Origin of the sequence: Halopseudomonas pachastrellae, from assembly GCF_900114765.1 — a bacterium.
Taxonomy (GTDB): domain Bacteria; phylum Pseudomonadota; class Gammaproteobacteria; order Pseudomonadales; family Pseudomonadaceae; genus Halopseudomonas; species Halopseudomonas pachastrellae.
On the sequence record NZ_FOUD01000006.1, the window covers coordinates 1 to 25,032 of the forward strand.

Annotated in this window: 13 protein-coding genes, 1 tRNA gene and 2 rRNA genes; 12 read left to right on the forward strand and 4 right to left on the reverse strand. The window is 60.4% G+C overall.

What is annotated here, in order from left to right:
• Window positions 1–54 precede the first annotated feature (54 nt).
• The 3 genes from BM116_RS05735 to rrf all read left to right on the forward strand — a co-directional run bounded on the left by BM116_RS05735 (window position 55) and on the right by rrf (window position 3,552).
• Window positions 55–130: transfer RNA gene (locus BM116_RS05735), tRNA-Ala, on the forward strand.
• Between the two features lie 279 nt (window positions 131–409).
• Window positions 410–3,298, forward strand: a 23S ribosomal RNA gene (locus BM116_RS05740).
• A gap of 138 nt (window positions 3,299–3,436) precedes the next feature.
• Window positions 3,437–3,552: ribosomal RNA gene (rrf, locus tag BM116_RS05745) — 5S ribosomal RNA — on the forward strand.
• Window positions 3,553–3,726: 174 nt separating this feature from the next.
• On the opposite strand, the gene BM116_RS05750 is transcribed toward rrf, so the two are convergent.
• Window positions 3,727–4,752, reverse strand: a complete 1,026-nt coding sequence (locus BM116_RS05750; protein WP_083726562.1) for an alpha/beta fold hydrolase — start codon at window positions 4,750–4,752, stop codon at window positions 3,727–3,729.
• Window positions 4,753–4,903: 151 nt separating this feature from the next.
• On the opposite strand from BM116_RS05750, the gene glnT reads away from it, so the two are divergent.
• From glnT to BM116_RS05765, 3 genes are all read left to right on the forward strand, one after another.
• Complete coding sequence (glnT, locus tag BM116_RS05755; RefSeq protein ID WP_083726572.1) at window positions 4,904–6,265, forward strand: type III glutamate--ammonia ligase; 1,362 nt, start codon at window positions 4,904–4,906, stop codon at window positions 6,263–6,265.
• Window positions 6,266–6,358: 93 nt separating this feature from the next.
• On the forward strand, window positions 6,359–7,453 hold the full coding sequence (locus BM116_RS05760) for a putative urea ABC transporter substrate-binding protein (RefSeq protein ID WP_083726560.1): 1,095 nt from the start codon (window positions 6,359–6,361) through the stop codon (window positions 7,451–7,453).
• Window positions 7,454–7,502: 49 nt separating this feature from the next.
• Window positions 7,503–8,114: a TetR family transcriptional regulator gene (locus BM116_RS05765; RefSeq protein WP_083726558.1), complete on the forward strand. Its 612-nt coding sequence runs from the start codon at window positions 7,503–7,505 to the stop codon at window positions 8,112–8,114.
• A 41-nt stretch (window positions 8,115–8,155) separates the two neighbouring features.
• On the opposite strand, the gene BM116_RS05770 is transcribed toward BM116_RS05765, so the two are convergent.
• On the reverse strand, window positions 8,156–10,120 hold the full coding sequence (locus BM116_RS05770; RefSeq protein WP_083726556.1) for an alkyl/aryl-sulfatase: 1,965 nt from the start codon (window positions 10,118–10,120) through the stop codon (window positions 8,156–8,158).
• A 275-nt stretch (window positions 10,121–10,395) separates the two neighbouring features.
• Here BM116_RS05770 and BM116_RS05775 point away from each other — a divergent pair, with 275 nt between their 5' ends.
• From BM116_RS05775 to recD, 6 genes are all read left to right on the forward strand, one after another.
• Window positions 10,396–11,493, forward strand: a complete 1,098-nt coding sequence (locus BM116_RS05775) for a carboxynorspermidine decarboxylase (protein ID WP_083726570.1) — start codon at window positions 10,396–10,398, stop codon at window positions 11,491–11,493.
• Between the two features lie 47 nt (window positions 11,494–11,540).
• Window positions 11,541–12,779 (forward strand): saccharopine dehydrogenase family protein, encoded by a 1,239-nt coding sequence (locus BM116_RS05780; RefSeq protein WP_083726554.1) that lies wholly within the window; start codon window positions 11,541–11,543, stop codon window positions 12,777–12,779.
• Between the two features lie 156 nt (window positions 12,780–12,935).
• Entirely contained in the window at window positions 12,936–14,285 is a 1,350-nt protein-coding gene (locus tag BM116_RS05785; protein ID WP_083726552.1) for a glutamine synthetase family protein, read from the forward strand.
• Between the two features lie 70 nt (window positions 14,286–14,355).
• The gene (gene recC, locus BM116_RS05790) at window positions 14,356–17,838 is read left to right on the forward strand and encodes an exodeoxyribonuclease V subunit gamma (protein WP_083726550.1); all 3,483 of its coding nucleotides are present in this window, start codon (window positions 14,356–14,358) and stop codon (window positions 17,836–17,838) included.
• Window positions 17,835–21,470 carry an exodeoxyribonuclease V subunit beta gene (gene recB, locus BM116_RS05795; RefSeq protein WP_083726548.1) on the forward strand — a complete coding sequence of 1,212 codons (3,636 nt, stop codon included), beginning with the start codon at window positions 17,835–17,837 and terminating at the stop codon, window positions 21,468–21,470. Before recC ends, recB begins: the two co-directional genes overlap by 4 nt.
• On the forward strand, window positions 21,460–23,523 hold the full coding sequence (gene recD / locus BM116_RS05800; protein WP_083726546.1) for an exodeoxyribonuclease V subunit alpha: 2,064 nt from the start codon (window positions 21,460–21,462) through the stop codon (window positions 23,521–23,523). Before recB ends, recD begins: the two co-directional genes overlap by 11 nt.
• Here the strand turns inward: recD and BM116_RS05805 are convergent, their stop codons facing one another.
• Together BM116_RS05805 and BM116_RS05810 are read right to left on the reverse strand one after the other, a co-directional pair.
• Window positions 23,524–24,114, reverse strand: a complete 591-nt coding sequence (locus tag BM116_RS05805; RefSeq protein ID WP_083726544.1) for an NADPH-dependent FMN reductase — start codon at window positions 24,112–24,114, stop codon at window positions 23,524–23,526.
• On the reverse strand, window positions 24,111–24,965 hold the full coding sequence (locus BM116_RS05810; protein WP_083726542.1) for a sterol desaturase family protein: 855 nt from the start codon (window positions 24,963–24,965) through the stop codon (window positions 24,111–24,113). The genes BM116_RS05805 and BM116_RS05810 overlap by 4 nt, the downstream gene beginning before the upstream one ends.
• Between the last annotated feature and the right edge of the window lie 67 nt (window positions 24,966–25,032).

Genomic DNA, 25,032 nt, shown 5'->3' on the forward strand with positions numbered 1-25,032 from the left:
TCGGCAGTTCGAATCTGCCCAGACCCACCAATTGTCGAGGTGTCAGGTCTGAACGGGGCCATAGCTCAGCTGGGAGAGCGCCTGCCTTGCACGCAGGAGGTCAGCGGTTCGATCCCGCTTGGCTCCACCAGGTCGACGCAGTACAACGCCATAGAATGGAACTCAGAGTTCATATATGAACAATCAAACACTTGATTGTTGATATCTGGTCTCTGAACCAGACGCTCTTTAAAAATTTGGATATGTGATAGAAGTACAGACACATGGCATGTTTCACTGCATGCAATGTGGCTAAGGTAAACTTGTAATCTCAAGTGCAAGTTCCGGAATTGTCGTTAATTCTGTTTTAAACCGATATCACTGAATAATCTGAGTTAAGCAATTAACTTAAGATTGTTTGGGGTTATATGGTCAAGTGAATAAGCGCATACGGTGGATGCCTTGGCAGTCAGAGGCGATGAAAGACGTGATAGCCTGCGAAAAGCTTCGGGGAGGTGGCAAATGACCTTTGATCCGGAGATCTCTGAATGGGGAAACCCACTTAGCATAAGCTAGGTATCACACACTGAATACATAGGTGTGTGAGGCGAACCAGGGGAACTGAAACATCTAAGTACCCTGAGGAAAAGAAATCAACCGAGATTCCCCAAGTAGTGGCGAGCGAACGGGGACCAGCCCTTAAGCAGTTTTGAGTTTAATAGAACGCTCTGGAAAGTGCGGCCATAGTGGGTGATAGCCCCGTATATGAAAAACTCTTAGCTGTGAAATCGAGTAGGTCGGCGCACGTGAAACGTTGACTGAACATGGGGGGACCATCCTCCAAGGCTAAATACTCCTGACTGACCGATAGTGAACCAGTACCGTGAGGGAAAGGCGAAAAGAACCCCTGTGAGGGGAGTGAAATAGAACCTGAAACCGTATGCGTACAAGCAGTGGGAGCAGACTTGTTCTGTGACTGCGTACCTTTTGTATAATGGGTCAGCGACTTATATTCAGTGGCGAGCTTAACCGTCTAGGGGAGGCGTAGGGAAACCGAGTCTTAATAGGGCGTTTAGTCGCTGGGTATAGACCCGAAACCGGGCGATCTATCCATGGGCAGGTTGAAGGTGCCGTAACAGGCACTGGAGGACCGAACCGACTACCGTTGAAAAGTTAGCGGATGACTTGTGGATAGGAGTGAAAGGCTAATCAAGCTCGGAGATAGCTGGTTCTCCTCGAAAGCTATTTAGGTAGCGCCTCGTGTATCACCACTGGGGGTAGAGCACTGTTTCGGCTAGGGGGTCATCCCGACTTACCAAACCGATGCAAACTCCGAATACCAGTGAGTGTCAGCACGGGAGACACACGGCGGGTGCTAACGTCCGTCGTGAAAAGGGAAACAACCCAGACCGTCAGCTAAGGTCCCAAAGTTATGGTTAAGTGGGAAACGATGTGGGAAGGCTTAGACAGCTAGGAGGTTGGCTTAGAAGCAGCCATCCTTTAAAGAAAGCGTAATAGCTCACTAGTCGAGTCGGCCTGCGCGGAAGATGTAACGGGGCTCAAACCATACACCGAAGCTACGGGTTCATCGTAAGATGAGCGGTAGAGGAGCGTTCTGTAAGCCTGTGAAGGTCAATTGAGAAGTTGGCTGGAGGTATCAGAAGTGCGAATGCTGACATGAGTAACGACAAAGGGAGTGAAAAACTCCCTCGCCGGAAGACCAAGGGTTCCTGCGCAACGTTAATCGACGCAGGGTGAGTCGACCCCTAAGGCGAGGCCGAAAGGCGTAGTCGATGGGAAACGGGTTAATATTCCCGTACTTCTAGTTACTGCGATGGAGGGACGGAGAAGGCTAGGCCAGCACGGCGTTGGTTGTCCGTGTTTAAGGTTGTAGGCTGAGGACTTAGGTAAATCCGGGCCCCTAAGGCCGAGAGCTGATGACGAGTGTTCTTTAGAACGCGAAGTGGTTGATGCCATGCTTCCAGGAAAAGCTTCTAAGCTTCAGGTAACTAGAAATCGTACCCCAAACCGACACAGGTGGTCAGGTAGAGAATACCAAGGCGCTTGAGAGAACTCGGGTGAAGGAACTAGGCAAAATGGCACCGTAACTTCGGGAGAAGGTGCGCCGATGAGGGTGAAGCATTTACTGCGTAAGCCCATGTCGGTCGAAGATACCAGGCCGCTGCAACTGTTTATTAAAAACATAGCACTCTGCAAACACGAAAGTGGACGTATAGGGTGTGACGCCTGCCCGGTGCCGGAAGGTTAATTGATGGGGTTAGCTTCGGCGAAGCTCTTGATCGAAGCCCCGGTAAACGGCGGCCGTAACTATAACGGTCCTAAGGTAGCGAAATTCCTTGTCGGGTAAGTTCCGACCTGCACGAATGGCGTAATGATGGCGGCGCTGTCTCCACCCGAGACTCAGTGAAATTGAAATCGCTGTGAAGATGCAGTGTATCCGCGGCTAGACGGAAAGACCCCGTGAACCTTTACTATAGCTTTGCACTGGACTTTGAATTTGTTTGTGTAGGATAGGTGGGAGGCTTTGAAGCGTGGACGCCAGTCTGCGTGGAGCCAACCTTGAAATACCACCCTGGCAACTTTGAGGTTCTAACTCTGGTCCGTTATCCGGATCGAGGACAGTGTATGGTGGGTAGTTTGACTGGGGCGGTCTCCTCCCAAAGAGTAACGGAGGAGTACGAAGGTGCGCTCAGCACGGTCGGAAATCGTGCGTAGAGTATAAAGGCAAAAGCGCGCTTGACTGCGAGACCAACACGTCGAGCAGGTACGAAAGTAGGTCTTAGTGATCCGGTGGTTCTGTATGGAAGGGCCATCGCTCAACGGATAAAAGGTACTCCGGGGATAACAGGCTGATACCGCCCAAGAGTTCATATCGACGGCGGTGTTTGGCACCTCGATGTCGGCTCATCACATCCTGGGGCTGAAGCCGGTCCCAAGGGTATGGCTGTTCGCCATTTAAAGTGGTACGCGAGCTGGGTTTAGAACGTCGTGAGACAGTTCGGTCCCTATCTGCCGTGGACGTTTGAGATTTGAGAGGGGCTGACCTTAGTACGAGAGGACCGGGTTGGACGAACCTCTGGTGTTCCGGTTGTGTCGCCAGACGCATTGCCGGGTAGCTACGTTCGGAAAAGATAACCGCTGAAAGCATCTAAGCGGGAAACTTGCCTCAAGATGAGATCTCACCGGGAGCTTGACTCCCCTAAAGGGCCGTCGAAGACTACGACGTTGATAGGTTGGGTGTGTAAGCGCTGTGAGGCGTTGAGCTAACCAATACTAATTGCCCGTGTGGCTTGACCATATAACACCCAAGCAATCTGGTGTTATCGAGCCAAACAGAATCAAACAACTTCGCGAACTTGCGAGATTGCAAACACCTTAGCTTCTGTCACACATCCAAGCTTTTTAAGCTGCACGCCTAGCGGGCAGCAACAAATTGCTTGACGACTATAGAGCATTGGAACCACCTGATCCCATCCCGAACTCAGAAGTGAAACGATGCATCGCCGATGGTAGTGTGGGGCTTCCCCATGTGAGAGTAGGTCATCGTCAAGCGCCTATACCAAACACCCTGATCAGTAATGATCAGGGTGTTTTTCTTTGTTCGTGGGAAAGTTGCGCGCCTGCACCGCCCTGCCTTTTGTGTCTCTCTGGGCGGTCTGAGTGCTGGCCTGTAAGGTCTCGTCTGACTGTAGAATCAGGGCAAGCCCTGGCTCGCCCTATCCACCTTCAGGCGCCCCTCATTAAGTTTGTCAGTGCATTCAGAATACTCTCGGTGTCAGTGGGGTTCCTGCCGGGTGCTCCTGCACAATGTCCCCAGTCTGACTCAAGCAGTTGAAAGCGTGCGTCAGGCATGTGCCTCGCTTCGTAACGAGCGTCTTCGGCGGTGAAGTACAGATCGGTGCTGCCGGGCATGATCAGGCTTGGCGCTGTAATGCCTTTCAGCGCTGCGTGGAAGTCTCCCTTCCATACCGGGTTGGCGCTGATGTCCCCTTGTTGCCATGTGTTGAGCGTGCTTAACAGGTTGTTGGCGTCCTGCTCCAGGTGATCGTCCTCCCAGTATTGCAGTAGCGCCTCTATAGAGTCGAAGCCCATCTGTTTGTAGAGCGCTTTTCGGAAGAACGCCTGGCTATAGGCCCAGCCGGCGTAGACGCGACCGAAGGCCTCCAGCCCGGCTGTTGGCGAGGACAGGTAGCGACCCTGCAGCCAGCCGCTATCGCAGGTCAACGCGGCTTTGACTCCCTCAAGGAATACATAGTTGTGCGGCCAACAGCGGGCGGTGGCGCAAATGCTGGCGACTCTTTTTACTTGCTGCGGAAACAGGCAGCCCCATTGCAGTGCCTGCATGCCGCCCATCGACCAGCCTGCCACCAGCTGGATGGTGCCCCCACCAAAGCATTTCTCAATCATCTGCTGCTGCAAGACAACGTTGTCGTAGAGCGTGACGGATGGAAACTCCGGCCCGCGCTGGCTCTCGTGCGCGTTGCTGGGTGACGTCGACTGGCCGTTGCCCAACAGGTTGGGTATCAGGATGCAGTAGCGTTCCGGGTCGATCGGGCCGGGCGCACCAATCAAGGGCAGATTACCGCTGTGTGTTCCACCGTAGTACGTGGGTAGCACGATCAGGTTGTCTCGTTGCGCGTTCATCTGACCAATTTGCAGGTAGCGCAGACGGGCGTTTTTCAACACCTCGCCGTTCTGCAGGGGAAAGTCCCCGGCGTGGAATTCTTTCTCAACTGCTTGATATCCGGGCATATGAGCGTCTCGTTGCTGACAGAAAGGGCGAAGGTGTTCGGGTGCCCTTGGTCTGTTCGTTGAGTTAAATATGCATGCTGGCATGTATGTTGAATGGAAGATTCGTACCAAGCGCCGCAACGGGTGCGGACAGAATCAGCGGAGTACCAACATGAGTCAGCAAGTGAGCACCGAGCAATTGAAGCAGTCTCTGCAGGATAAGGGCGTTAAGTACGCCTTGGGTGGCTATGTGGATCTGCATGGCGTAATCAAGGGCAAGTTTGTGCCGCTCAACCATCTTGATCGAATGATGAAGGGCTCGGAGCTGTACACCGGTGCTGCGCTGGATGGTGTGCCACAGGACATCAGCGATAACGAAGTCGCGACCATGCCCGATGCCGCTACCGCCACAGTTTGTCCCTGGAACCCGGAGTTGGCCTGGTTTGCCAGTGACCTGTATCTGGACGGCGCACCATTCGAAGCCTGCTCACGTAATATCCTTAAACGCCGGGTAGCCAAGGCCGCTGATATGGGGCTGACCTTTAACCTGGGTATCGAGACCGAGTTCTTCCTGTTTCGTGACTCAGAGGATGGCGGGTTCGAGCCGATCAGTGCTCGCGATACCCTCGCCAAACCCTGTTATGACCCGCGCGGCCTGATGGACAACATGCCGATTGTGGGCGAGCTGGTCGAAGCCATGAATGCCATGGGCTGGGATGTGTACTCCTTCGACCACGAAGACGCCAACGGCCAGTTCGAAACCGACTTCACCTACACCGACGCTCTCGGCATGGCTGACCGCTTGGTTTTCTTCCGTTTGATGGCCAACGAGATTGCCCGCAAGCACGGTGGCTTTGCCAGCTTTATGCCCAAGCCGTCGGCCAGCCGCACCGGCAGTGGCGCGCACTACAACATGTCGCTGGCTGATCGCGAGACCGGCCGAAATCTGTTTGATCCTGCCAATGGCGAAGATCCCTACGGCTGCGGGGTGACCCAGATGGCGTATCACTTCATCGCCGGCGTAATGAAGCACGCCAAGGCAATCAGCGCAGTCATCGCGCCGACGGTAAACAGCTACAAACGTCTGGTACGCAAGGGCAGCATGTCCGGCTCTACCTGGGCGCCAGTATTCGTTTGCTACGGCAACAACAACCGCACCAACATGCTGCGTATCCCGTCGCAAGGCGGTCGGGTCGAGTGCCGTGCGGCCGATATTGCCTGCAACCCCTATCTTGGTGCCGCGATGATGCTGGCTGCCGGTCTTGAAGGCATTCGCGAAGCCATGGACCCGGGTAATCCCCATCGCGAGAACATGTACAACTACACCGATCAGCAGGTGCGTGAAATGGACATTGAGCTGTTGCCGCAGAACCTTGGCGAAGCAATTGATGCCTTCGAAGCTGACCCGCTGTCGCGTGAGGTTTTTGGCGATGCGATGTTCGACAGCTTCGTCGGCTTCAAGCGCCAGGAATGGACCGAGTATCACACCCACGTCTCCGACTGGGAGCTGCAACGCTACCTGAAGTTCTTTTAAGTCGGTTCCGCGCCGAATACGGCGCGGTTCTTGCTGCTCAGTTACTGCCAAGACTTCACATCATTGCCAACGAGAACCATCTGGAGTTGAACCATGAAAAAGTCCGTTCCATTTGCACGACGTTTCAAACAGGTTGTTTCAGGCGCCATGATTGCACTGGCGGCATCGGTCGCCGTGATTCCCTCAGCTCAAGCCGAAGAGAAAGACAGCTTCAAACTGGCCTGGAGCATTTACGCCGGCTGGATTCCGTGGAAGTACATCGACGAGTCCGGATTGATGAAAAAGTGGGCCGACAAGTACGGCATCAGTGTCGAGATAGTGCAGATAAACGATTACATCGAGTCGATCAACCAGTACAGTGCCGGTCAGTTTGATGGTGTGGTAGCGACCAGTATGGACGCGCTGTCGATCCCAGCCGCCGGCGGCGTAGATACTACGGCCTTGATCGTTGGGGACTACTCCAACGGTAACGACGGCATGGTGATGAAAGATAGCGCCAGTGTTGCTGATCTCAAGGGGCAGCAGGTCAATCTGGTCGAGCTGTCGGTATCCCACTATTTGCTCGCCCGCGCGCTGGACTCGGTCGGTCTGAGCGAGAGCGATGTCACCGTGGTCAATACCAGCGATGCCGATATGGTCGCCGCCTTCAATACCGAAGACGTGCGCAATGTAGTGACCTGGAATCCGTTGCTTGACGAAATTCTCAGCCAGCCGGGCGCCAACCGGGTATTTGATTCCAGCCAGATTCCGGGCCATATCAAGGATCTGACCATCGTTAACACCGAGACACTGCGCGACAACCCGGCGTTGGGCAAGGCGCTGGTCGGTGCATGGTTTGAGCTGATGGCCGAGATGGGGACCGACAGCGAGGAAGGTCAGAAGGCCAGAGCGTTCCTCGGCGAAGCTTCTGCGACCGATCAGGCCGGGTATGAAGCACAGCTGGCCGGCATGAAGATGTTCTGGCAACCGGCTGACGCCATCGCCTTTATTGGCAGTGATGAGGCCTACGAGGCGATGGACAGCGTTCGCCAGTTCTCGTTCGAGAAGGGGTTGCTTGGCGAAGGCGCAGACTCGCCTGACTTTGTCGGCATCGCGATGCCCGATGGCAAGACCCTGGGTGATACCGCTAACATCAAGCTGCGGTTTGATACCGAGTATATGCAGATGGCAGCCGACGGCGCTCTCTGAGTAGTCTGATTGCGGCGGGGGCATCCCCGCCGCGCTTGCTGGAACACCCATGCGCAGAACAAAAGAAGACGCGGAAAAAACCCGCCTGAAAATCATTGAAGCCGCGCTGACGCTGTTCAGTCGCAATGGCTATTCGAACACCACTCTGGCCATGATTGGCACCGAAGCCGGTTTCAGTCGTGGCCCTATCTACTGGCACTTCAAGAACAAGGATGACCTGTTCGAGGCGGTGCTGGCCTACTCGCAGGAACCGCTGGAGCAATTGGTCGCTCAGGCGCGTGATGGCGCAGAGCCCGCGTTGGCGCGTATCGAGACCTTTGTGCGGAGTTGGTTCATGCTGCTGGTTGAGGATGCCTGGTTTCGCCAGTCATTCGAGATTCTGCTGAACAAGACCGAGCTGACCGAGGCGATGCAAAGCACGCTTGAGCGTGAGCGGCGGCTTACCCAGAGTATGATCGAAACCCTGGAGGCGCTGGTCTGTTCTGCTCAGGAGCAAGGGCAACTTCCGCAGGGGCAGGCGGCTGGCCAGTTGGCCTTGATGATCTACACCCAGTTGATGGGGGTTACTCAGACGTGGTTGTTTGCCCCGGGCTTGTTTGACTTAAGCGAGCAGCGGGCATTTTTTGCCGAGCGTTTGCTGCGTTCGTTGCAGCAGCCTTGAAAAAAAGCCCCGCTCACCAAGCAGTGAGCGGGGCTAAAAGGTCAGTTACTGACCGGAGTCACGATCGGGAAGTCGCCAGAGGGCACTTCCAGCATTTGCAGCAAACCGAAGAAGGCGTTTGGCTCGCCGCTGATCTTGATCTGACCCGCCTTCACCGCGTCGGGGAAGGTGGTTTGTTTCAGCAGGATCTGGTCCAGGGTGCTGCGGGTCATGCTGACGGTGGCCTGTGCGTTGTCATCCTGCACGCCGGTACGGTAGGTCAGCGTGGCGTGCTCCAGGTTGAGGCGGTAGTTCTCCTCGGTATCGGTCAGCTGCCAGTTGATCACCAGGTGCTTGCCTTCTGCCTTGGCGGCGTTCAGGCGAACGGCCATGAGGTCGAAGAACATGCCGGTGTCGAGCGCCTGCAAAACGTCCGGAGACAGTGACCCGACGGTGGGCGGCAGCGTGCCGTTGCGCAGCTCCTGTGCACCCATCAAATAGGCGCCGCGCCAGGTACCTGCTTCTGCCTGGTAACCAAGCTGCTCCAGGGCATCGGCGCCCAGCTCACGGGCGGCCTGATTGCTGGCATCGGCGTACACCACCTGGTTCATCACGCTGGCTACCCAGCGGTACTCACCGTTTTCGTAATCCTTGCGGGCCTGTTCAATTACTTTGTCGGCGCCGCCCATGTATTCGATGGTTTTGGCGGCATTCTGTACCGGTGGCAGCGGGTTGAGGTTGGCCGGGTTGGCGTCGTACCAGCCCATGTAGCGCTGGTAGATGGCCTTGGCGTTGTGTCGCAGGGTGCCGTAGTAACCGCGCGCATACCATTGCTGATCCAGACTTTGCGGCAGGGCAATTTGTTCGGCGATATCGCCCGGCAGGTAGCCTTTGTTGATCATGCGTACGGACTGGTCGTGCAGGTACTTGTACATGTCACGCTGCACCGACAGGAATCGCTTGATGTCGTCCTGGTTCCAAACCGGCCAGTGGTGCTGGGCAACCAGAATGTCGGCCTCGTCACCGAAGCGGGCAAGTGCCAGGTCGATGTAGCGGGCCCAGGCGCTGGCGTCACGGACGGCAGCGCCGCGAATGGTGTACACGTTGTGCATGTGCTGGCTGGTGATTTCTGCCGTATTCAGCACTTTGAAGTCGGGGAAGTACATCATCATTTCCGACTCGGCTTCAGTGCCATGAGCCATCTGGAACTGAACCCGCACACCGTCAATGGTCAGTTCGCCATCGTCTGGCACTGTGTCGGTGGGGGCGATCAGCGACCGCTCGCCCATCGACAGCGCCTTGCCCAGGCCGGTATCGACGTGACCGCGTTCGCCCGGAGGCAGCATGGCACCAAACTGATAGATGGCGCGGCGGCTCATAGCCGGCCCGGCGATAACGTTTTCCGAGACCGCATGCTCCATGAAACCGGCCGGTGCGTAGATGTGCGTTTTGCCGGCGGCAACGTCTTCGTTACTGGTGACACCCTTCACGCCGCCCCAGTGGTCAACGTGGTTGTGGGTGTAGAGCACGGCAACCACCGGCTTTTTCGGGCGGTTCTGGTAGTACAGCTCCAGACCTGCTTTGGCAGTTGAGGGCGAGAGCAGCGGGTCGATGATCAGCAGCCCGGTGTCCCCCTCGATGATGGTCATGTTGGCCAGATCCATACCGCGAATCTGATACATGCCCTCGGTAACCTCAAACAGGCCGTGAATCGCATTGAGCTGAGCTTGGCGCCACAGGCTGGGGTTGACCGTCTCAGGCGCGGTGTCCTGATCGAGGAAAGCGTATTGGCTCATGTCCCACGCAACCGAGCCATCGGGATTGGTGACCTTGCCGTCGGGCAGTTGGGCGATGAAGCCGCGACGTGCATCGTCAAAGGCTTGTTGGTCGGCAAAGGGCAGTTGGCCCAGCACCGCCTTGTTGGCGCTGGCGGTGGTGGCGGTGGCCGGGTTGGGGGTTGGAGCTGCGTTGGCGGCCAGGCTGATGGCGGCGGCCAGCGCGCCGGTAATGAGATGACGTGAGCGCATGGGAGACTCCCTGTTGGAGCGGCATTGTTGTTGTCGGAAACCGCTTGAAACGGCTGCAGTCACTATAGAAAGCCTTATGGTTATATGGCCAATGCATTTTTATTTTTGTTTCGATGCGAAATACGCATCGCGCTGGTCGGTGACGTGAAATTGAAGCATTGCCGTTGTAGGCTGAAACGATGGTTTTTCCTATCGAGCGCTGGCGCGTTAATTTATAATTTCGCGCTTTCACTTGCCCGGCCACCGGGCGTTGACAGCTGGAGGGTATGAACGAATTGATCAAGACGCCGTACTATCTCATCGACAAGAGCAAGCTCGAACGCAATATGGAGAAGATCGCCTACGTGCGTGAACACTCCGGAGCCAAGGCGCTGCTCGCACTGAAATGCTTTGCTACCTGGTCCGTGTTCGACTTCATGAGTCAGTACATGGATGGCACTACCTCTTCCTCCCTGAATGAAGTGAAACTTGGCAAACTCAAGTTTCCGGGGGAGACGCATGCCTACAGCGTGGCCTATGCCGATGACGAGATCGACGAAGTCCTGGCGCATTCGGACAAGATTATCTTCAACTCCATCAGTCAGCTGACCCGCTTCAGTGAGGCTTCGGCCAACACCGTGCGTGGTCTGCGTCTGAACCCCGGCGTCAGCAGCTCGGACTTTCTGATTGCTGACCCGGCGCGTCCGTTCAGCCGTCTGGGCGAGTGGGACGCAGCCAAGATCGAGGCCGTGCTGCCGCTGATCTCTGGCTTCATGATTCACAACAACTGCGAGAACGGCGACTTTGAGCTGTTCGACCAGATGCTCGGACAGATCGAAGAGCGTTTTGGCCACCTGCTCGAACAGGTGAGCTGGGTCAGTCTGGGCGGCGGTATTCACTTCACCGGCGAGGGTTACCCGCTGGATCGCTTCTGCGCCCGCCTCAAGGCATTCTCCGAGCGCTACGGCGTTCAGGTTTACCTGGAGCCCGGCGAGGCCGCCATTACCCTGAGCACTTCTCTTGAAGTGACGGTGCTCGACACCCTCTATAACGGCAAGCAGCTGGCCGTGGTCGACAGTTCGATCGAAGCGCACATGCTCGATCTGCTGATCTACCGTCAGGAGGCCAAGATGGAGCCCTGCGATGGCCCGCACCAGTACATGGTGTGTGGCAAGTCGTGTCTGGCTGGCGACATCTTCGGCGAATTCAATTTTGACAGCGAGCTGAAGATCGGCGATCGCCTGTCCTTTATTGATGCGGCCGGTTACACCATGGTCAAGAAGAACTGGTTCAACGGCGTCAACATGCCCGCCATTGCAATCAAGGAGCTTGATGGTTCGGTGAAACTGGTGCGCGAGTTCGGATTCCAGGATTACCTGGACAGCCTCTCCTGAGGCATAACCTACCCAGCCTTTCCAAGGAGGCGTTTCGAGGAAGAGAAATGAAGAAAAACGTTCTGATTATTGGTGCCGGTGGTGTGGCCCAGGTGGTCGCACACAAATGCGCCCAGCACAATGACGTGCTGGGTAACATCCATATCGCGTCGCGTACCGCCGATAAGTGCCAGGCTATTGTCGACAGCGTAAAGGAAAAGGGCAGCCTCAAGGTTGCCGGTGAATTGCAAGCCCACGCTCTGAATGCACTCGATATCGAGGCGACCAAGGCGTTGATTGACAAGACACAGTCGCAACTGGTGATCAATGTCGGATCGGCTTTCATCAATATGTCGGTACTGCAGGCCTGCATCGAAACCGGTGCTGCCTACCTGGATACCGCCATTCACGAAGAGCCGGACAAGATCTGTGAAACCCCGCCGTGGTACGCCAACTACGAGTGGAAGCGCAAGGAACTCTGCGCAGAGAAGGGTATTACCGCTGTCCTGGGTGTGGGCTTTGACCCGGGCGTGGTAAACGCCTACGCCGCAGTTGCGGTCAACGAGTACTTCGATAGCGTCGAGGAAATCGACATCATCGACATCAACGCCGGTAGCCACGGCAAGTACTTTGCGACCAACTTTGACCCGGAAATCAACTTCCGTGAATTCACCGGGCAGGTGTGGTCCTGGCAGAACAGCCAGTGGACCAGCAACAAGATGTTCGAGGTCAAGCGTACCGATGATCTGCCGGTCGTAGGCTCGCAGACCAGCTACATGACTGGCCACGATGAAGTGCATTCACTGTCGCAGAACCTGGGCGTGCCGAATGTGCGTTTCTGGATGGGCTTTGGCGAGCACTACATCAACGTGTTCACCGTGCTGAAAAACCTCGGCCTGCTTTCGGAGCAGCCGGTAACGACTGCCGAAGGTCTGGAAGTGATTCCGCTGAAAGTGGTCAAGGCCGTACTGCCTGATCCGTCTTCACTGGCGCCCGACTACGCCGGCAAGACCTGCATCGGTGATGTAGTCAAAGGCAAGAAGGATGGCAAGGACAAGGAAGTGTTCATCTACAACGTAGCCGATCACGCCGAAGCCTACGCCGAAGTCGGCAGCCAGGGTATTTCCTACACTGCCGGTGTGCCGCCGGTTGCCGCTGCCATCCTGATCGCCCAAGGCGCCTGGGATGCGGGCAAGATGGTCAACGTCGAAGAGCTGGACCCCAAACCGTTCATCAACCTGCTGAACGAAATGGGCCTGCCCACTCGAATCAAGGATGAGCAGGGCGATCGCGCTCTGAGCTTCTGATTCGCACCGGCAAGCAGAACGAAAAGGCCAGCTCCCGAGCTGGCCTTTTTGCATTTGGGGCCGCTATGGCGCTCAGGTGGGCTTGAGTGGTGATGGCTCGGATGGAGTATGATCCGGCAACGCCATCTCGGCCCGAACAAACACAGGTAGTGCTTTATGAACGCCCCCGCATCCCTTGAAAATCTCGTCGAATGTCTGGCTGGCGTTGGCGACGTCGAGTGTGTCACCCCGGACCTGAACGGGATACCCCGTGGCAAGGTGATGACCGGCGAGGGCTTTCTGGCAGATCGCCGGCTGCAGCTGGCGCGTGGCGTGCTGCTGCAGTGCGTGATGGGCGGTTACCCGGAGGCGCAGTATTACGGTAGCGACGACGGTGACCTGGTGCTGCGGCCGGTGCTGGATCAGGTGCATGTGTTGCCCTGGATTGAGCGGCCACGCGCGCTGGCGATCTGCGAGGCGGTGGAGCTGGACGGGCAGCTGTCCGGCCTGTCGACCCGCGCGCTACTGAGTCGGATCGTTGAGCGGTATGCCGAGCGTGGCTGGGCGCCGGTGGTGGCGACTGAGCTGGAGTTCTTTCTGTTCGAGCCGAACCGCGACGACACTCAGCCGTTCCAGCCGCCGGTGGGGCTGGATGGCCGCCGCGAGGCGGGCTACGGCGCCTTCAGTGTCAGCACCAGCAGCGGGCTGCGGCCGTTCTTTGATGAGCTGACCGACACCATGGCGGCGCTGGGTATTCCGCGTGACACCTTTATGCACGAGATGGGTGTCAGCCAGTACGAGATCAACTTTGTGCACGGCGATCCGCTGCTGATTGCCGACCAGACCTTCCTCTTCAAGCACGCCCTGCATGAGGTTGCCCTCAAGCACGGCCTGATCGCCGTGTGCATGGCCAAGCCGCTGGCGCGGGTGCCCGGTTGTTCAATGCATATCCACCAGAGCGTGGTGGAGCAGGGCAGCGGCAACAATATCTTTACCGATGTGGCGAGCGGTGAGGCGACGGCGAATTTCGAACACTTTATCGGCGGCCTGCAACACTGCATGGGTGAGCTGACGCTGCTGATGGCGCCCTACGTCAATTCCTACCAGCGCTTCTGCCATGCCTACGCGTCGCCGAACAACCTGTGCTGGTCGCACGACAACCGCTCGGCCGGCCTGCGTATTCCAGCCAGCGGCCCGGAAGCGCGCCGGGTCGAGAACCGCCTGCCCGGCGCCGACGCCAACCCGTATCTGAGTGTTGCTGCATCGCTCGCCGCCGGTCTGTACGGCATCGACAACCAGTGCCAGCCCTCGGCACCGGCGCAGGGCGAGTTCGAGGCGCCGGATGAGCTGACTCTGCCCGGCACGCTGCACGATGCCATTCTGCGTCTGGATCGCGGTGAGCTGGCGCGCGAGCTATTCGGCGCCGAGTTTGTTGACGGCTTCCTTGCCAGCAAGCGCATGGAGCTGCAGAGCTATATGGATGAAATTACGCCGTGGGAAAGGCGGTTTCTGGGCAGCCAGGTTTAGGAAGTAACTGCGACCGCGCCTGTCGCAGCGCGGTGATAGACTGGCCGCTGTTTCCAAAGCAGGAGCCCACATGCAGGACGCCAACAGCCTCGCCCCCGGTTTGATGATCATCCATGGCAACCGCCTGGAGACCCTGCGCGAGCTGGCGGTGGACTGGATGAGGGCGCACCCGCTGGCGCCGCTGGAAAACGAAGTCATCCTGGTGCAGAGCAACGGCATTGCCCAGTGGCTGCAGATGGCGCTGGCGGCAGACCCAGCGCAAGGCGGCTGCGGCATTGCGGCAGCGCTGGATGTGCAGTTGCCGGCGCGCTTTCTCTGGGACAGCTACCGCGGCGTACTGGGCCGCGACAGCGTGCCCGAGCAATCCCCGCTCGATAAACTGCCGCTGACCTGGCGGCTGATGCGCTTGCTGCCCGCGCTGCAGGATCAACCCGACTTCGCCCCGCTCAAACGCTTTCTGGCCGACGACCACGATTGCCGCAAGCGCTATCAACTGGCGGTGCGGCTGGCCGATCTGTTCGACCAGTATCAGGTCTACCGCGCCGACTGGCTGAACGACTGGGCCGCCGGCCGCGACCATATCGGCCTGGCGCGCACCGGCCCGCGACCGCTGGATGACGAGGAGCGCTGGCAGCCGGCGCTCTGGCGTGCGGTGTTGGCGGACGTGGGCGCCGAACGCCTGAGCGACAGCCGGGCAGGTATCCATCCGCGGTTTGTCCAGCATCTGCTCGACTGTGACAGCAGACCGGCCAGCCTGCCGCGGCGGGTTATCGTCTTTGGTATCTCGTCGCTGCCAGCCCAGACGCTCGAGGCGTTGGCGGTGATCGGCCGCTTTTCTCAGGTGCTGCTCTGCGTACTTAACCCCTGCGAGTACCACTGGGGCGATATCGTTGCCGATCAGGATCTGCTGCGTCACGAATACCGCCGTCAGCAACGGCGACCGGGCAGCCCGGTTCAGCTGGACGAGAGTACTCTGCATCAGCACGCGCATCCGCTGCTGGCCGCCTGGGGCAAGCAGGGTCGTGACTACATCAACTTGCTCGATCAGCACGACGAGCGCGCCAGTTACGAGGCGCGTTTTGCCGACATAGCCGGTGGCCGGGTTGACCTGTTTGAAGCGCCTTCTGGCGATACGCTGCTGCAGCAACTGCAGCAGGACATTCTGCAGCTGCGACCGCTGGCCGAGTCCCGTGTATTGTGGCCGGCGGTTGAGACGTCGCAAGATCAATCCATCCGTTTTCATCTGGCGCACAGCCCCCAGCGCGAGGTGGAAGTGCTGCACGATCAGCTGCTCGCCGCCTTTGCTGCTGACCCGGACCTCAAGCCGCGCGACATCATCGTCATGGTGCCGGACGTCAATCTCTACGCGCCGCACATTCAGGCAGTATTCGGCCAGCACAGTGGTGAGGACCCGAGGGCGATTCCCTTCACCCTGGCTGACCAGGGCCAGCGCGGTCAGGAACCGCTGCTGATTGCACTGGAACATTTGCTGCGCCTGCCCGACAGCCGACTGCCGGTCAGCGAGGTACTGGACCTGCTCGATGTGCCGGCGCTGCGCAGTCGCTTTGGCCTCAGTGAGACCGACCTGCCAACCCTGCAGCGCTGGATCGAGGGCGCAGGCATTCGTTGGGGGCTGGATCAGCAGCGCCGCGCGGAGCTGGGCTTGCCGGCAGGCCTGGAAGCCAACAGCTGGCGCTTTGGCTTGCGGCGCATGCTGCTGGGTTATGCCAGCGGCGGTGCCGATGCCTGGCAGCAGATCGAACCCTATGACGAAATCGGCGGGCTGGATGCTGCGCTGATCGGGCCGCTCAGCGGCTTGCTCGATGCACTCGACCGTCACGAAACCCAACTGGCCGATGCGGCGCTGCCGGCGCTCTGGGGCGAGCGCCTGCGCCAGTTGCTGGATGATTTTTTTGTCGCCGACAGCGACCGCGATCAGTTGCTGCTGGCGCAGCTGCACGAAGGGCTGGCCAACTGGCTGGAGCTGTGCGACAGCGTTGCGCTGGATGTCGCGCTGCCGCTTAACGTGGTGGTCGAGGCCTGGCTTGATGGCGTTGGTCAGAGCCAGCTCAGTCAGCGTTTTCTCGCCGGTGCGGTCAACGTCTGCACGCTGATGCCGATGCGCGCCATTCCGTTCAAGCGTATCTGCCTGTTGGGTATGAACGACGGCGACTACCCGCGCGCGCAGCCGCCGCTGGATTTCGACCTGATGGGCCGTGACTACCGCCCGGGCGACCGCTCCCGCCGCGAGGACGACCGATACCTGCTGCTGGAAGCGCTACTCTCGGCCCGCGATGCGCTGCACATCAGCTGGGTGGGTCGTAGCATTCGTGATAACAGTGAACGGCCGCCGTCGGTGCTGATCGGCCAGCTGCGCGACCATTTGGCCGCCGGCTGGCAAGCGGCGGATGACGCTGATCTGCTGCACGCCCTGACCGTCGAGCATCCGCTGCAGCCCTTCAGCCGCGCCTATTTCAGCGCCGATTCCGCGCTGTTCAGCTACGCGCGCGAGTGGCGTCAGTTGCACGATATCCATGCCGAGGAAGCCACCGACCAGCCGCTGGCGCCGGTCACGCTGGAGGCCCCCATCGAGCTGCTGGCGCTGCAGCGCTTCTTGCGTAATCCGGTCGAGCACTTCTTTGCCGCTCGGCTGAAGGTCTGGCTGCAGGAACAGCAAAGCAACACCGAGGACGATGAGCCCTTCGCGCTCGACGGTCTGCAGCAACACCAGCTCAGCCAATGGCTGCTGGAGCAGGTGCAGCAGGCCGACTTGCAGGATGACTGGCAGGCATTGTTGGTTGAACAGGCGAGCCGTCTGCAGCAGCGCGGCAGCCTGCCACTGGCCGGTTTTGGTGAGTTGACGCTGGCCCAGTTGGTCGAGCCGCTGGGTGGTCAGCTGGAGCGCTTCCGTGAGCAGCTGCTGTTGTGGGATCAGCCGCTGGAGTATCCACTGCCGTTGCAGGCGTCGGCGCGTACGGCAGACGCGAACATTGAGGTGGTCAGCTGGCTCGCCGGCGTACGGCGTTGCGCGCAGCTGGATGGGCTGATACGGGTGCAACTGGTCACCGGCAAACTGCTCGGTAAGAAAGGTGTGCCGCGTTGGCGCAAGCTGCTGAACGAACTGTGTCAGCATGTATTGGCTGCGGCTTCGGGGCATCGACTCACTACCTGCCTGATCAGCGCCGACGCCAGCATTCAACTGCTGCCGCTGGAGCAGGAGCGTGCTGAGCGCATCGTGAACGACTGGCTGCTTGGCTACCTGCAAGGCCTGAAGCGACCGCTGCCGGTCGCGGTGGAAACCGCCTTTGCCTGGCTGACCGAAGGCAAGGAGGAAAAGCGCCTCGGCGCTGCCAAACTCTGTTTTGAGGGCAACGACTACAGCCATGGCGAGGTGGACGGCAGCCCGGCGCTGCAGCGCAGCTATCCGGACTTTGCCGCCCTGCAGGCGAGCGACGAATTTATCGGTTGGGCGCAGTCACTCTATCAACCGCTGGCGCAGGCAATTGAGGATGAATGGCTGATGATTACCGTGGCCGGGGAGGGCGAGGCATGAGCAATCAACGCCCCTTGGCTCTGCGCTGCCCGCTGCGCGGCAGCCGCCTGATTGAAGCCAGTGCTGGTACCGGTAAGACCTTCACGATCTCTGCGTTGTATCTGCGACTGGTGCTGGGCCACGGCGAGGGTGACAGCGCCTTCAGCCGTGAACTGCTGCCGCCGGATGTGCTGGTCGTAACCTTTACCGAAGCCGCCACCCAGGAGCTGCGTGACCGCATCCGCGCGCGGCTGGTCGAGGGTGCGCAGGCCTTCCGTGGCGAACTGAATGAGCCGGACCCGATTCTTGCTGGGCTGCTGGCCGATATCCCCGAAACCGAACACGCCAGCGCTGCGCGCAAGCTGGATATCGCCGCCCAGTGGATGGATCAGGCCGCGGTCTCGACCATTCACAGCTGGTGCCAGCGCATGCTGCGCGAGCACGCCTTCGACAGCGGCAGCCTGTTTACCCAGACGCTGGAAACCGACCAGCGTGACCTGCTGGCCGAGGTCGCGCGTGATTACTGGCGCTTGCATTGCTATCACTTGCAGGGTTCAGCGCTCGCCTGGGTGCAGCAGGTTTGGCAACAGCCCGAAGCGCTGCTTGGTAAGGCACGGTTGCTGTTCACCGCCGCTGCAGATGAACCGGTAACGGCGCTGCAAGCGCTGCTGGACCAGGCGCTGGCCCAGCGCGATGCGCAGCTGGCCGAACTCAAAGCCCCCTGTGTGGAGTGGGCAGACAGCCTTGAAGCGCTGCTGGATCAAGCGGTCGAGCAGGGCGTGGTCGACAAGCGCAAGATTCAGAAGCGCTATTACGCGCCCTGGTTCCAAGCCCTGCGCCAATGGGCGCTGGCGCCCGAGCAGGTGAAGCTCGAGTTGCCGCCGGCGGCCTGGGCGCGGCTTAGTGAAGACGGCCTCGGTGAGGCCTGGAAAAAGGGCGATGTGCCCGACCACCCGGCACTGCGCGGCTTGCCACAGTTGCGCGAGGCGCTGGCCGCGCTACCCAACCCCGAGGGTGATGCACTGCGCCACGCTGCGGACTGGATGTCGGTGCGCTTCGAGCAGGAAAAGCGCCGCCGTGCGCAGATGGGCTTCGACGATATGCTGACCCGCCTCGATGCCGCGCTGCAGGGCCCCAATGGCGACCGGCTGGCGGAGGTCATCCGTCAGCAGTTTCCGGTTGCGCTGATCGACGAGTTTCAGGATACCGACCCGCTGCAGTACCGCATCTTCGATCGCATTTACCGGGTAGCAGAAAATGACCAGGACAGCGCGCTGCTGCTGATCGGCGACCCCAAACAAGCGATCTACGCCTTCCGCGGCGCGGATATTCACACCTACCTGCGGGCCCGTGGAGACACCGCCGGGCGGCACGAGAATCTGGATACCAACTTCCGCTCCAGCCAGGCGATGGTCACGGCGGTAAACCGGGTATTCGAGCAGGCCGAGCAGCACTTTGCTGCTGGCGCCTTCCTGTTCCGCCAGGGTAGTGAGAACCCCATGCCGTTTCTGCCGGTGCAGGCGCGCGGGCGCAGCGAAGTGTGGAGCTACCAGGGTGAACGGGCGCCGGCTTTAACCGCCTGGCTGCTGGAGTCCGAAGAGCCGCTGACGGGTGACACCTACCGGCGGGAAATGGCCGAGCGCTGCGCCAGCGAAATGACCGCCTTGCTGCAGGCCGGGCAGCAGGGCAGCGCCGGCTTTGCTCACAGTGACAAGCCGTTTTCGCCGGTACGCCCGGCCGATATGGCGGTTTTGGTGCGCACCGGCCGTGAGGCGCAGCTGATTCGTGATGCCTTGGCCGCGCGCGGTGTGCGCAGCGTGTATCTGTCTGACAAGGATTCGGTGCTGGCAACGCAGCAGGCGCAGGATGTGCTGCGCTGGTTGCGCGCCTGTGCCGAGCCCGGCAACGACCGCCTGCTGCGCGCGGCACTCGCCAGCCACAGCCTGCACCTCAACTGGCAGGCGCTGGATCAGCTGAACCAGGACGAGCGCCTGTGGGAGCAGCGGGTAGACCAGTTCCGCGATTATCGACGCATCTGGCAACGCCAGGGTGTGCTGCCGATGCTGCACCGCCTGCTGCACGACTTTGCACTGCCGGCACGGTTGCAGCAGCAGGACGATGGCGAGCGGGCGTTGACTAACTTGCTGCATCTGGCTGAGCTACTGCAACGCGCCGCCCGGGAGCTGGATGGCGAGCAGGCGTTGATCCGCCACTTGGCCGAGCTGATCCGCCGCGCTGACGAGGGCGCTGGGGACGAACAGGTGCTGCGGCTGGAAAGCGACGCCGAGCTGGTTAAGGTGGTGACCATCCACAAGTCCAAGGGCCTGGAGTACCCGCTGGTATTTCTGCCGTTCATCTGCCTGAGTCGCCCGGTGCGGGCCGATCAGCCGCTGCGCCTGAGCGACGGCTGGGTACTGAAGCCGGATGCCGATCAGGTGGCCGAGGCCGACCGCGAGCGACTCGGTGAAGATCTGCGTTTGCTTTATGTGGCGCTGACCCGCGCCCGCCACGCTTGCTGGTTGGGCATGGCCGATCTCAAGAGTGGCAACAACAAACAGTCGGTACTGCACCACAGCGCGATCGCCTGGCTGCTCGGTGGTGGCGCGGCACTGGAGTCGTCTACTCAACTGAAAGACTGGCTGGCGCGCTGGCAGCCGGACGGCGAGGTGGTCGCGCTGCAGGCCGCGCCTGAGACGCGTGACGAACGCTTGCAGGTGCTGGAAGACGGCCCGGCGCTGGTCGATGCCCGTAGCCCGTCCCATGGGCGTTTCGATTCCTGGTGGATCGGCTCTTACAGTGCGCTGGCGCTCAGCGGCGAGAGTACCGACAGTGCGCTGGCCGAGTGGATTGCCGACGACGAGCGCCAGAGCCGTTTTGTGCCGCTGCGCCGTGGCGAGCAGCCGAGCATTCACCGCTTCCCGCGTGGCCCGCAGCCCGGCACCTTTTTGCACGGTCTGCTGGAGCTGGCGGCGGAGGAGGGCTTCGCGGCGCTGCAGGATGCCGAGCGTTGCCGCCGTTGGCTGGCGCCGCGCTGCCAGCGCCGTGGCTGGGGCGAGTGGAGTGACTGCCTTAGCGACTGGTTGGGGCAATTGCTGCAGCGTCCGGGCCTGGTGCCGGAGAGCACGCTGGCGCTGGGTGAGCTGCCGCAATCGCGCTACCAGAGCGAAATGGCCTTTATGTTTGCGGCCAGCAAGGTGGATGTACAGCAGATTGATCGGCTGGTCACCGCGATGACGCTGGATGGCCTGCCGCGCCCGGCGCTGCAGCGCGACCGCCTGAACGGTCTGTTCAAGGGCTATATCGACCTGGTGCTGGAGCATGAAGGGCGTTATTACGTGCTCGACTACAAGTCCAACTGGCTGGGCGCGACCCCGGCCGACTACAGCGAGGCGGCCATGAGTCGTGCGCTGCTGGAGCACCGCTACGACTTGCAATACGTGTTCTACCTGCTGGCGCTGCACCGCCAGTTGCAGGCACGGCTGCCGGACTATGATTACGACCGCCACATTGGCGGCGCGCTTTACTGGTTTGTTCGTGGCGTCGACGCAGAGAACGGCGGCATCTGCCATCAGCGCCCGCCGCGCGAACTGATTGAAACGCTGGACCGCCTGTTTGCCGGTCAGCCGGTTGAGGAGATTGACCATGCAGGGTGATCAACTGGATCTGCTCGGCACCCTCGACCGTTCCGCCGCGCAGCTGGACAGCGCCACCGCGCTGCTGCAATTGCTGGATGACTGGCAGGCCAACGGCTGGCTGCGCGCTCTGGACCGCGCCTTTGCCGGCTTTCTGCTGGAGCAGGCGCCGGACACCGGCCCGGCGGTGCTGCTGGCAGCGGCGCTGGTCAGCCATCAATTGGGCCATGGGCATGTTTGCCTGGATTTGGCGACGACGCTGGCCGAACCGGACTTTGCCCTGTCGCTGCCACCGGAGGGCGAAAGTCTGCTCGACACGCCGTTGCCTTCGGCGGTGCTGGCGGGCGTCACGCTGGATAGCTGGCGTGCGGCGCTGCAGGCCAGCCGGGTGGTCGACAGCCAACAGCCGGAGCAGGGTAGCTGCCCGCTGGTGCTGATCGGCCAACGCCTGTATCTGCGCCGTTACTGGCAGCATGAGCGGCACGTCGTCTCGACCCTGCATCAGCGCCTGCAGCAACCGCTGCCTGTGGCCGCGGATTTGCCCGCGCGGCTCGATGCCCTGTTTGCCGGCAGCCAGCAGAATCCGGACTGGCAGCGCATCGCCTGCGCGCTGGCGGCGCGCGGGCGCTTCAGCATCATCACCGGCGGCCCCGGCACCGGTAAAACCACCACGGTGGTGCGCCTGCTGGCGCTGCTGCAGACGCCCGCAGTGGAAGCGGGCAAGCCGCTGCGTATTCGCCTGGCCGCACCGACCGGCAAGGCCGCTGCGCGGCTGACCGAGTCGATTGGCAGGCAAGTGGGAGCGTTGCCAGTCGACGAAGCGGTGCGTGATGCCATCCCGACCGAGGTCAGCACGTTGCATCGTCTGCTCGGCAGCCTGCCGGACAGCCGCCATTTCCGCCATCACGCCGGCAACCCGCTGGCGCTGGATGTGCTGGTGGTGGACGAAGCCTCAATGATCGACCTGGAAATGATGGCCAACGTATTGGCGGCGCTGCCGCCGCAGGCGCGCCTGGTGTTACTGGGTGACAAGGATCAGCTCGCCTCGGTTGAAGCGGGCGCGGTGCTGGGCGATCTGTGCCGGCGTGCCGATGCCGGGTGCTACTCACCGGCCACGATCGATCGGCTGCAGCAGGTGAGTGGGCAGTCGCTGGCAGGCAGCGGCCTGCAGGCCGGTGACGAGGCGACTCATCTGCTTGAGCAGCAGACCGCCATGCTGCGTCACTCTCACCGCTTTGGTGCCGCCAGCGGTATCGGTGAACTGGCCCGTGCGGTTAATCGCTGCGATGCCACCGCCGCGCGCGACCTGCTGCAACGCGGTGGTTTTGACGACATCCAGAGTCGCCGCCTGAATGGCAGCAACGACCCGGCGTTCAGCGCGCTGGTGCTCGGTGGTGAGGGCCCGCTGCCGGGCTATGGCGCCTATCTGAGCACACTCAAGGAGCAGCGCCCGGGAGCAGATGTACCTGCTGATGATCCGCGCTGGGAGGCTTGGGCTTCCGCCGTGCTGAGCGCTTTTGATCGCTTCCAGTTGCTCTGCGCAGTACGCCGGGGCGAGTGGGGCGTCGAGGGTATCAACCAGCGCGTCGCTGACTTGCTCACCCGCCGCGGCCTGCTACGTGCCGACAAGCTCTGGTACGAGGGGCGCCCGGTGCTGGTCACCCGCAACGATTACAGCCTGGGCTTGATGAACGGCGATATCGGCATCGCGCTGCGCATTCGCGAGCCGGCCCTGCACGCCGGTCAGGCGGAAACCGAAGCGCTGCGCGTCGCCTTCCCGCGTAACGATGGCAAGGGCGGCATTCGCTTTGTTTTGCCCAGCCGTTTGCCAGATGTGGAAACCGTGTTTGCCATGACCGTGCACAAGTCCCAGGGCTCGGAGTTCGAGCACGCCGTGCTGGTGCTGCCGGAGGCGCGCAACCCGGTGCTGACCAAGGAACTGGTCTACACCGCCATCACCCGCGCCAGTCAACACTTCAGCTTGCTGGAAAGCCGCCCCGGTGTATTGGAGGCGGCGGTGCAAACGCCGGTGCGGCGGATCAGCGGGCTGGACCTGAGCGCGGCAACCAACTGACTACATGCCGTTCATCCAGTCCGCCGGCGGGCTGCGATGACGTTCGTGCAGCGGGGCCAGTGCGTTGGTGTAATCCAGCAGCAGGCCCATGGCCCAGTCGGCGCGGGCGCGGATGCGTTGATCGTCTTCGCTGGCGGGCTCGCCGGGGTTCATGACTTGCTCGACGTTGCGCACGATCAGGTGTTCCGGCAGATAGCACACGCGGCAGTTCTTGTAGCTGGATGCGCGCAGCTCGGCCAGCGGGTAGCTGCCGCCCTGCCCGCCGGACACACCCACCAGCAGCGCCGGTTTGTGTGCCAGCTCGGCGCGTCCGGCATACATGAACAGGTTTTTCAGCGCCGGGCTGGCCATGCCGTGCCATTCCGGGCTGATCACCACCAGCGCATCGGCGCTGCGCAGTGTGGCAGAGATTTCGGGCCAGACGCCTTTGCTGTCGGCCTCAGGCCACAGCGGCAACGTCTGTTGGCCGAGTTCGATAACACTGGTTTCGCAGCTCTGGCGTTGCAGGCTGGCGGCCAGCCAGTGCGCGACTTTGGCGCTCTGGCTGGATTGCTGGCTGGAGCCCGCGATCAGGGCGATGTGACGGCTCATTGGGCGACCTCAGGTTTCAGCGCGGGCTTGGCGGCCTTCTTCGGTTTGCGCACCAGCGGCCAGAACAGTTCGTGCTGCCAGCTCACCGGGCCGAGGTTTTCGATGCCGTACTTCGGCGGGCGGCGGCGGGTGATCTTGGCGGTACCAAACAGGATGTCCCAGAAGAACAGCAGGTTGCCGAAGTTGCCCTTGTAGTTGGTCACGCCATCTTCTGCGCACAGGCCATGGTGTGCGGAGTGCGTCGACGGGGTGGAGATGGTGCGCTCCAGTACCCACATGATCGGCTTGAGCCACTTGATCTCATACAGCTTGGCGTCCCAGGGCACGCTGCTGTGCGCACCAAAGATCACGCACATCTTGAGGATCAGGTAGACGAAGTAGACGTGTGCCAAGCCCAGATAAATGAGAATGCCGGAGAACCAGATACCGGGCATCAGCAGGTAGTAGAAGCTGTTGTTGCGATACACGATACGGATGCTCATGTACTTGGCCGAGTGGTGCGCGCGGTGCAGGCTGTAGAGGAAGGGCACCTTGTGCGCCAGGCGATGCCACCAATACTGGGTCATGTCGTCGAACAGCAGGAACAGGGCAAAGCCCGCCAGCCAGGGGATACCGCTGAGCGCACCTTGTGCGTCTGGTGCGAGAGTCGCCATGATGGCGCCGGTGGCAAAGGTGATGAACGGAACTGTCACACCGAGCAGCAGCGTTGAGCCTACCGTCTCGATAATGGCGTCGCGGCGGTCACCTTCGCGCTGGAAGAAGCGACCAACGATCAGCTCCATGACAATGAATGACAGGAATATACCGGCAACAATGACTGCCGGGTTCAGGCTTGTTGTTATTGTTTGCATGCTAACCTCTGCGGGCGTTTGAGTGATTCGATTGCCCTTTAATAAGAAGCCAAACCGGACCGATCCA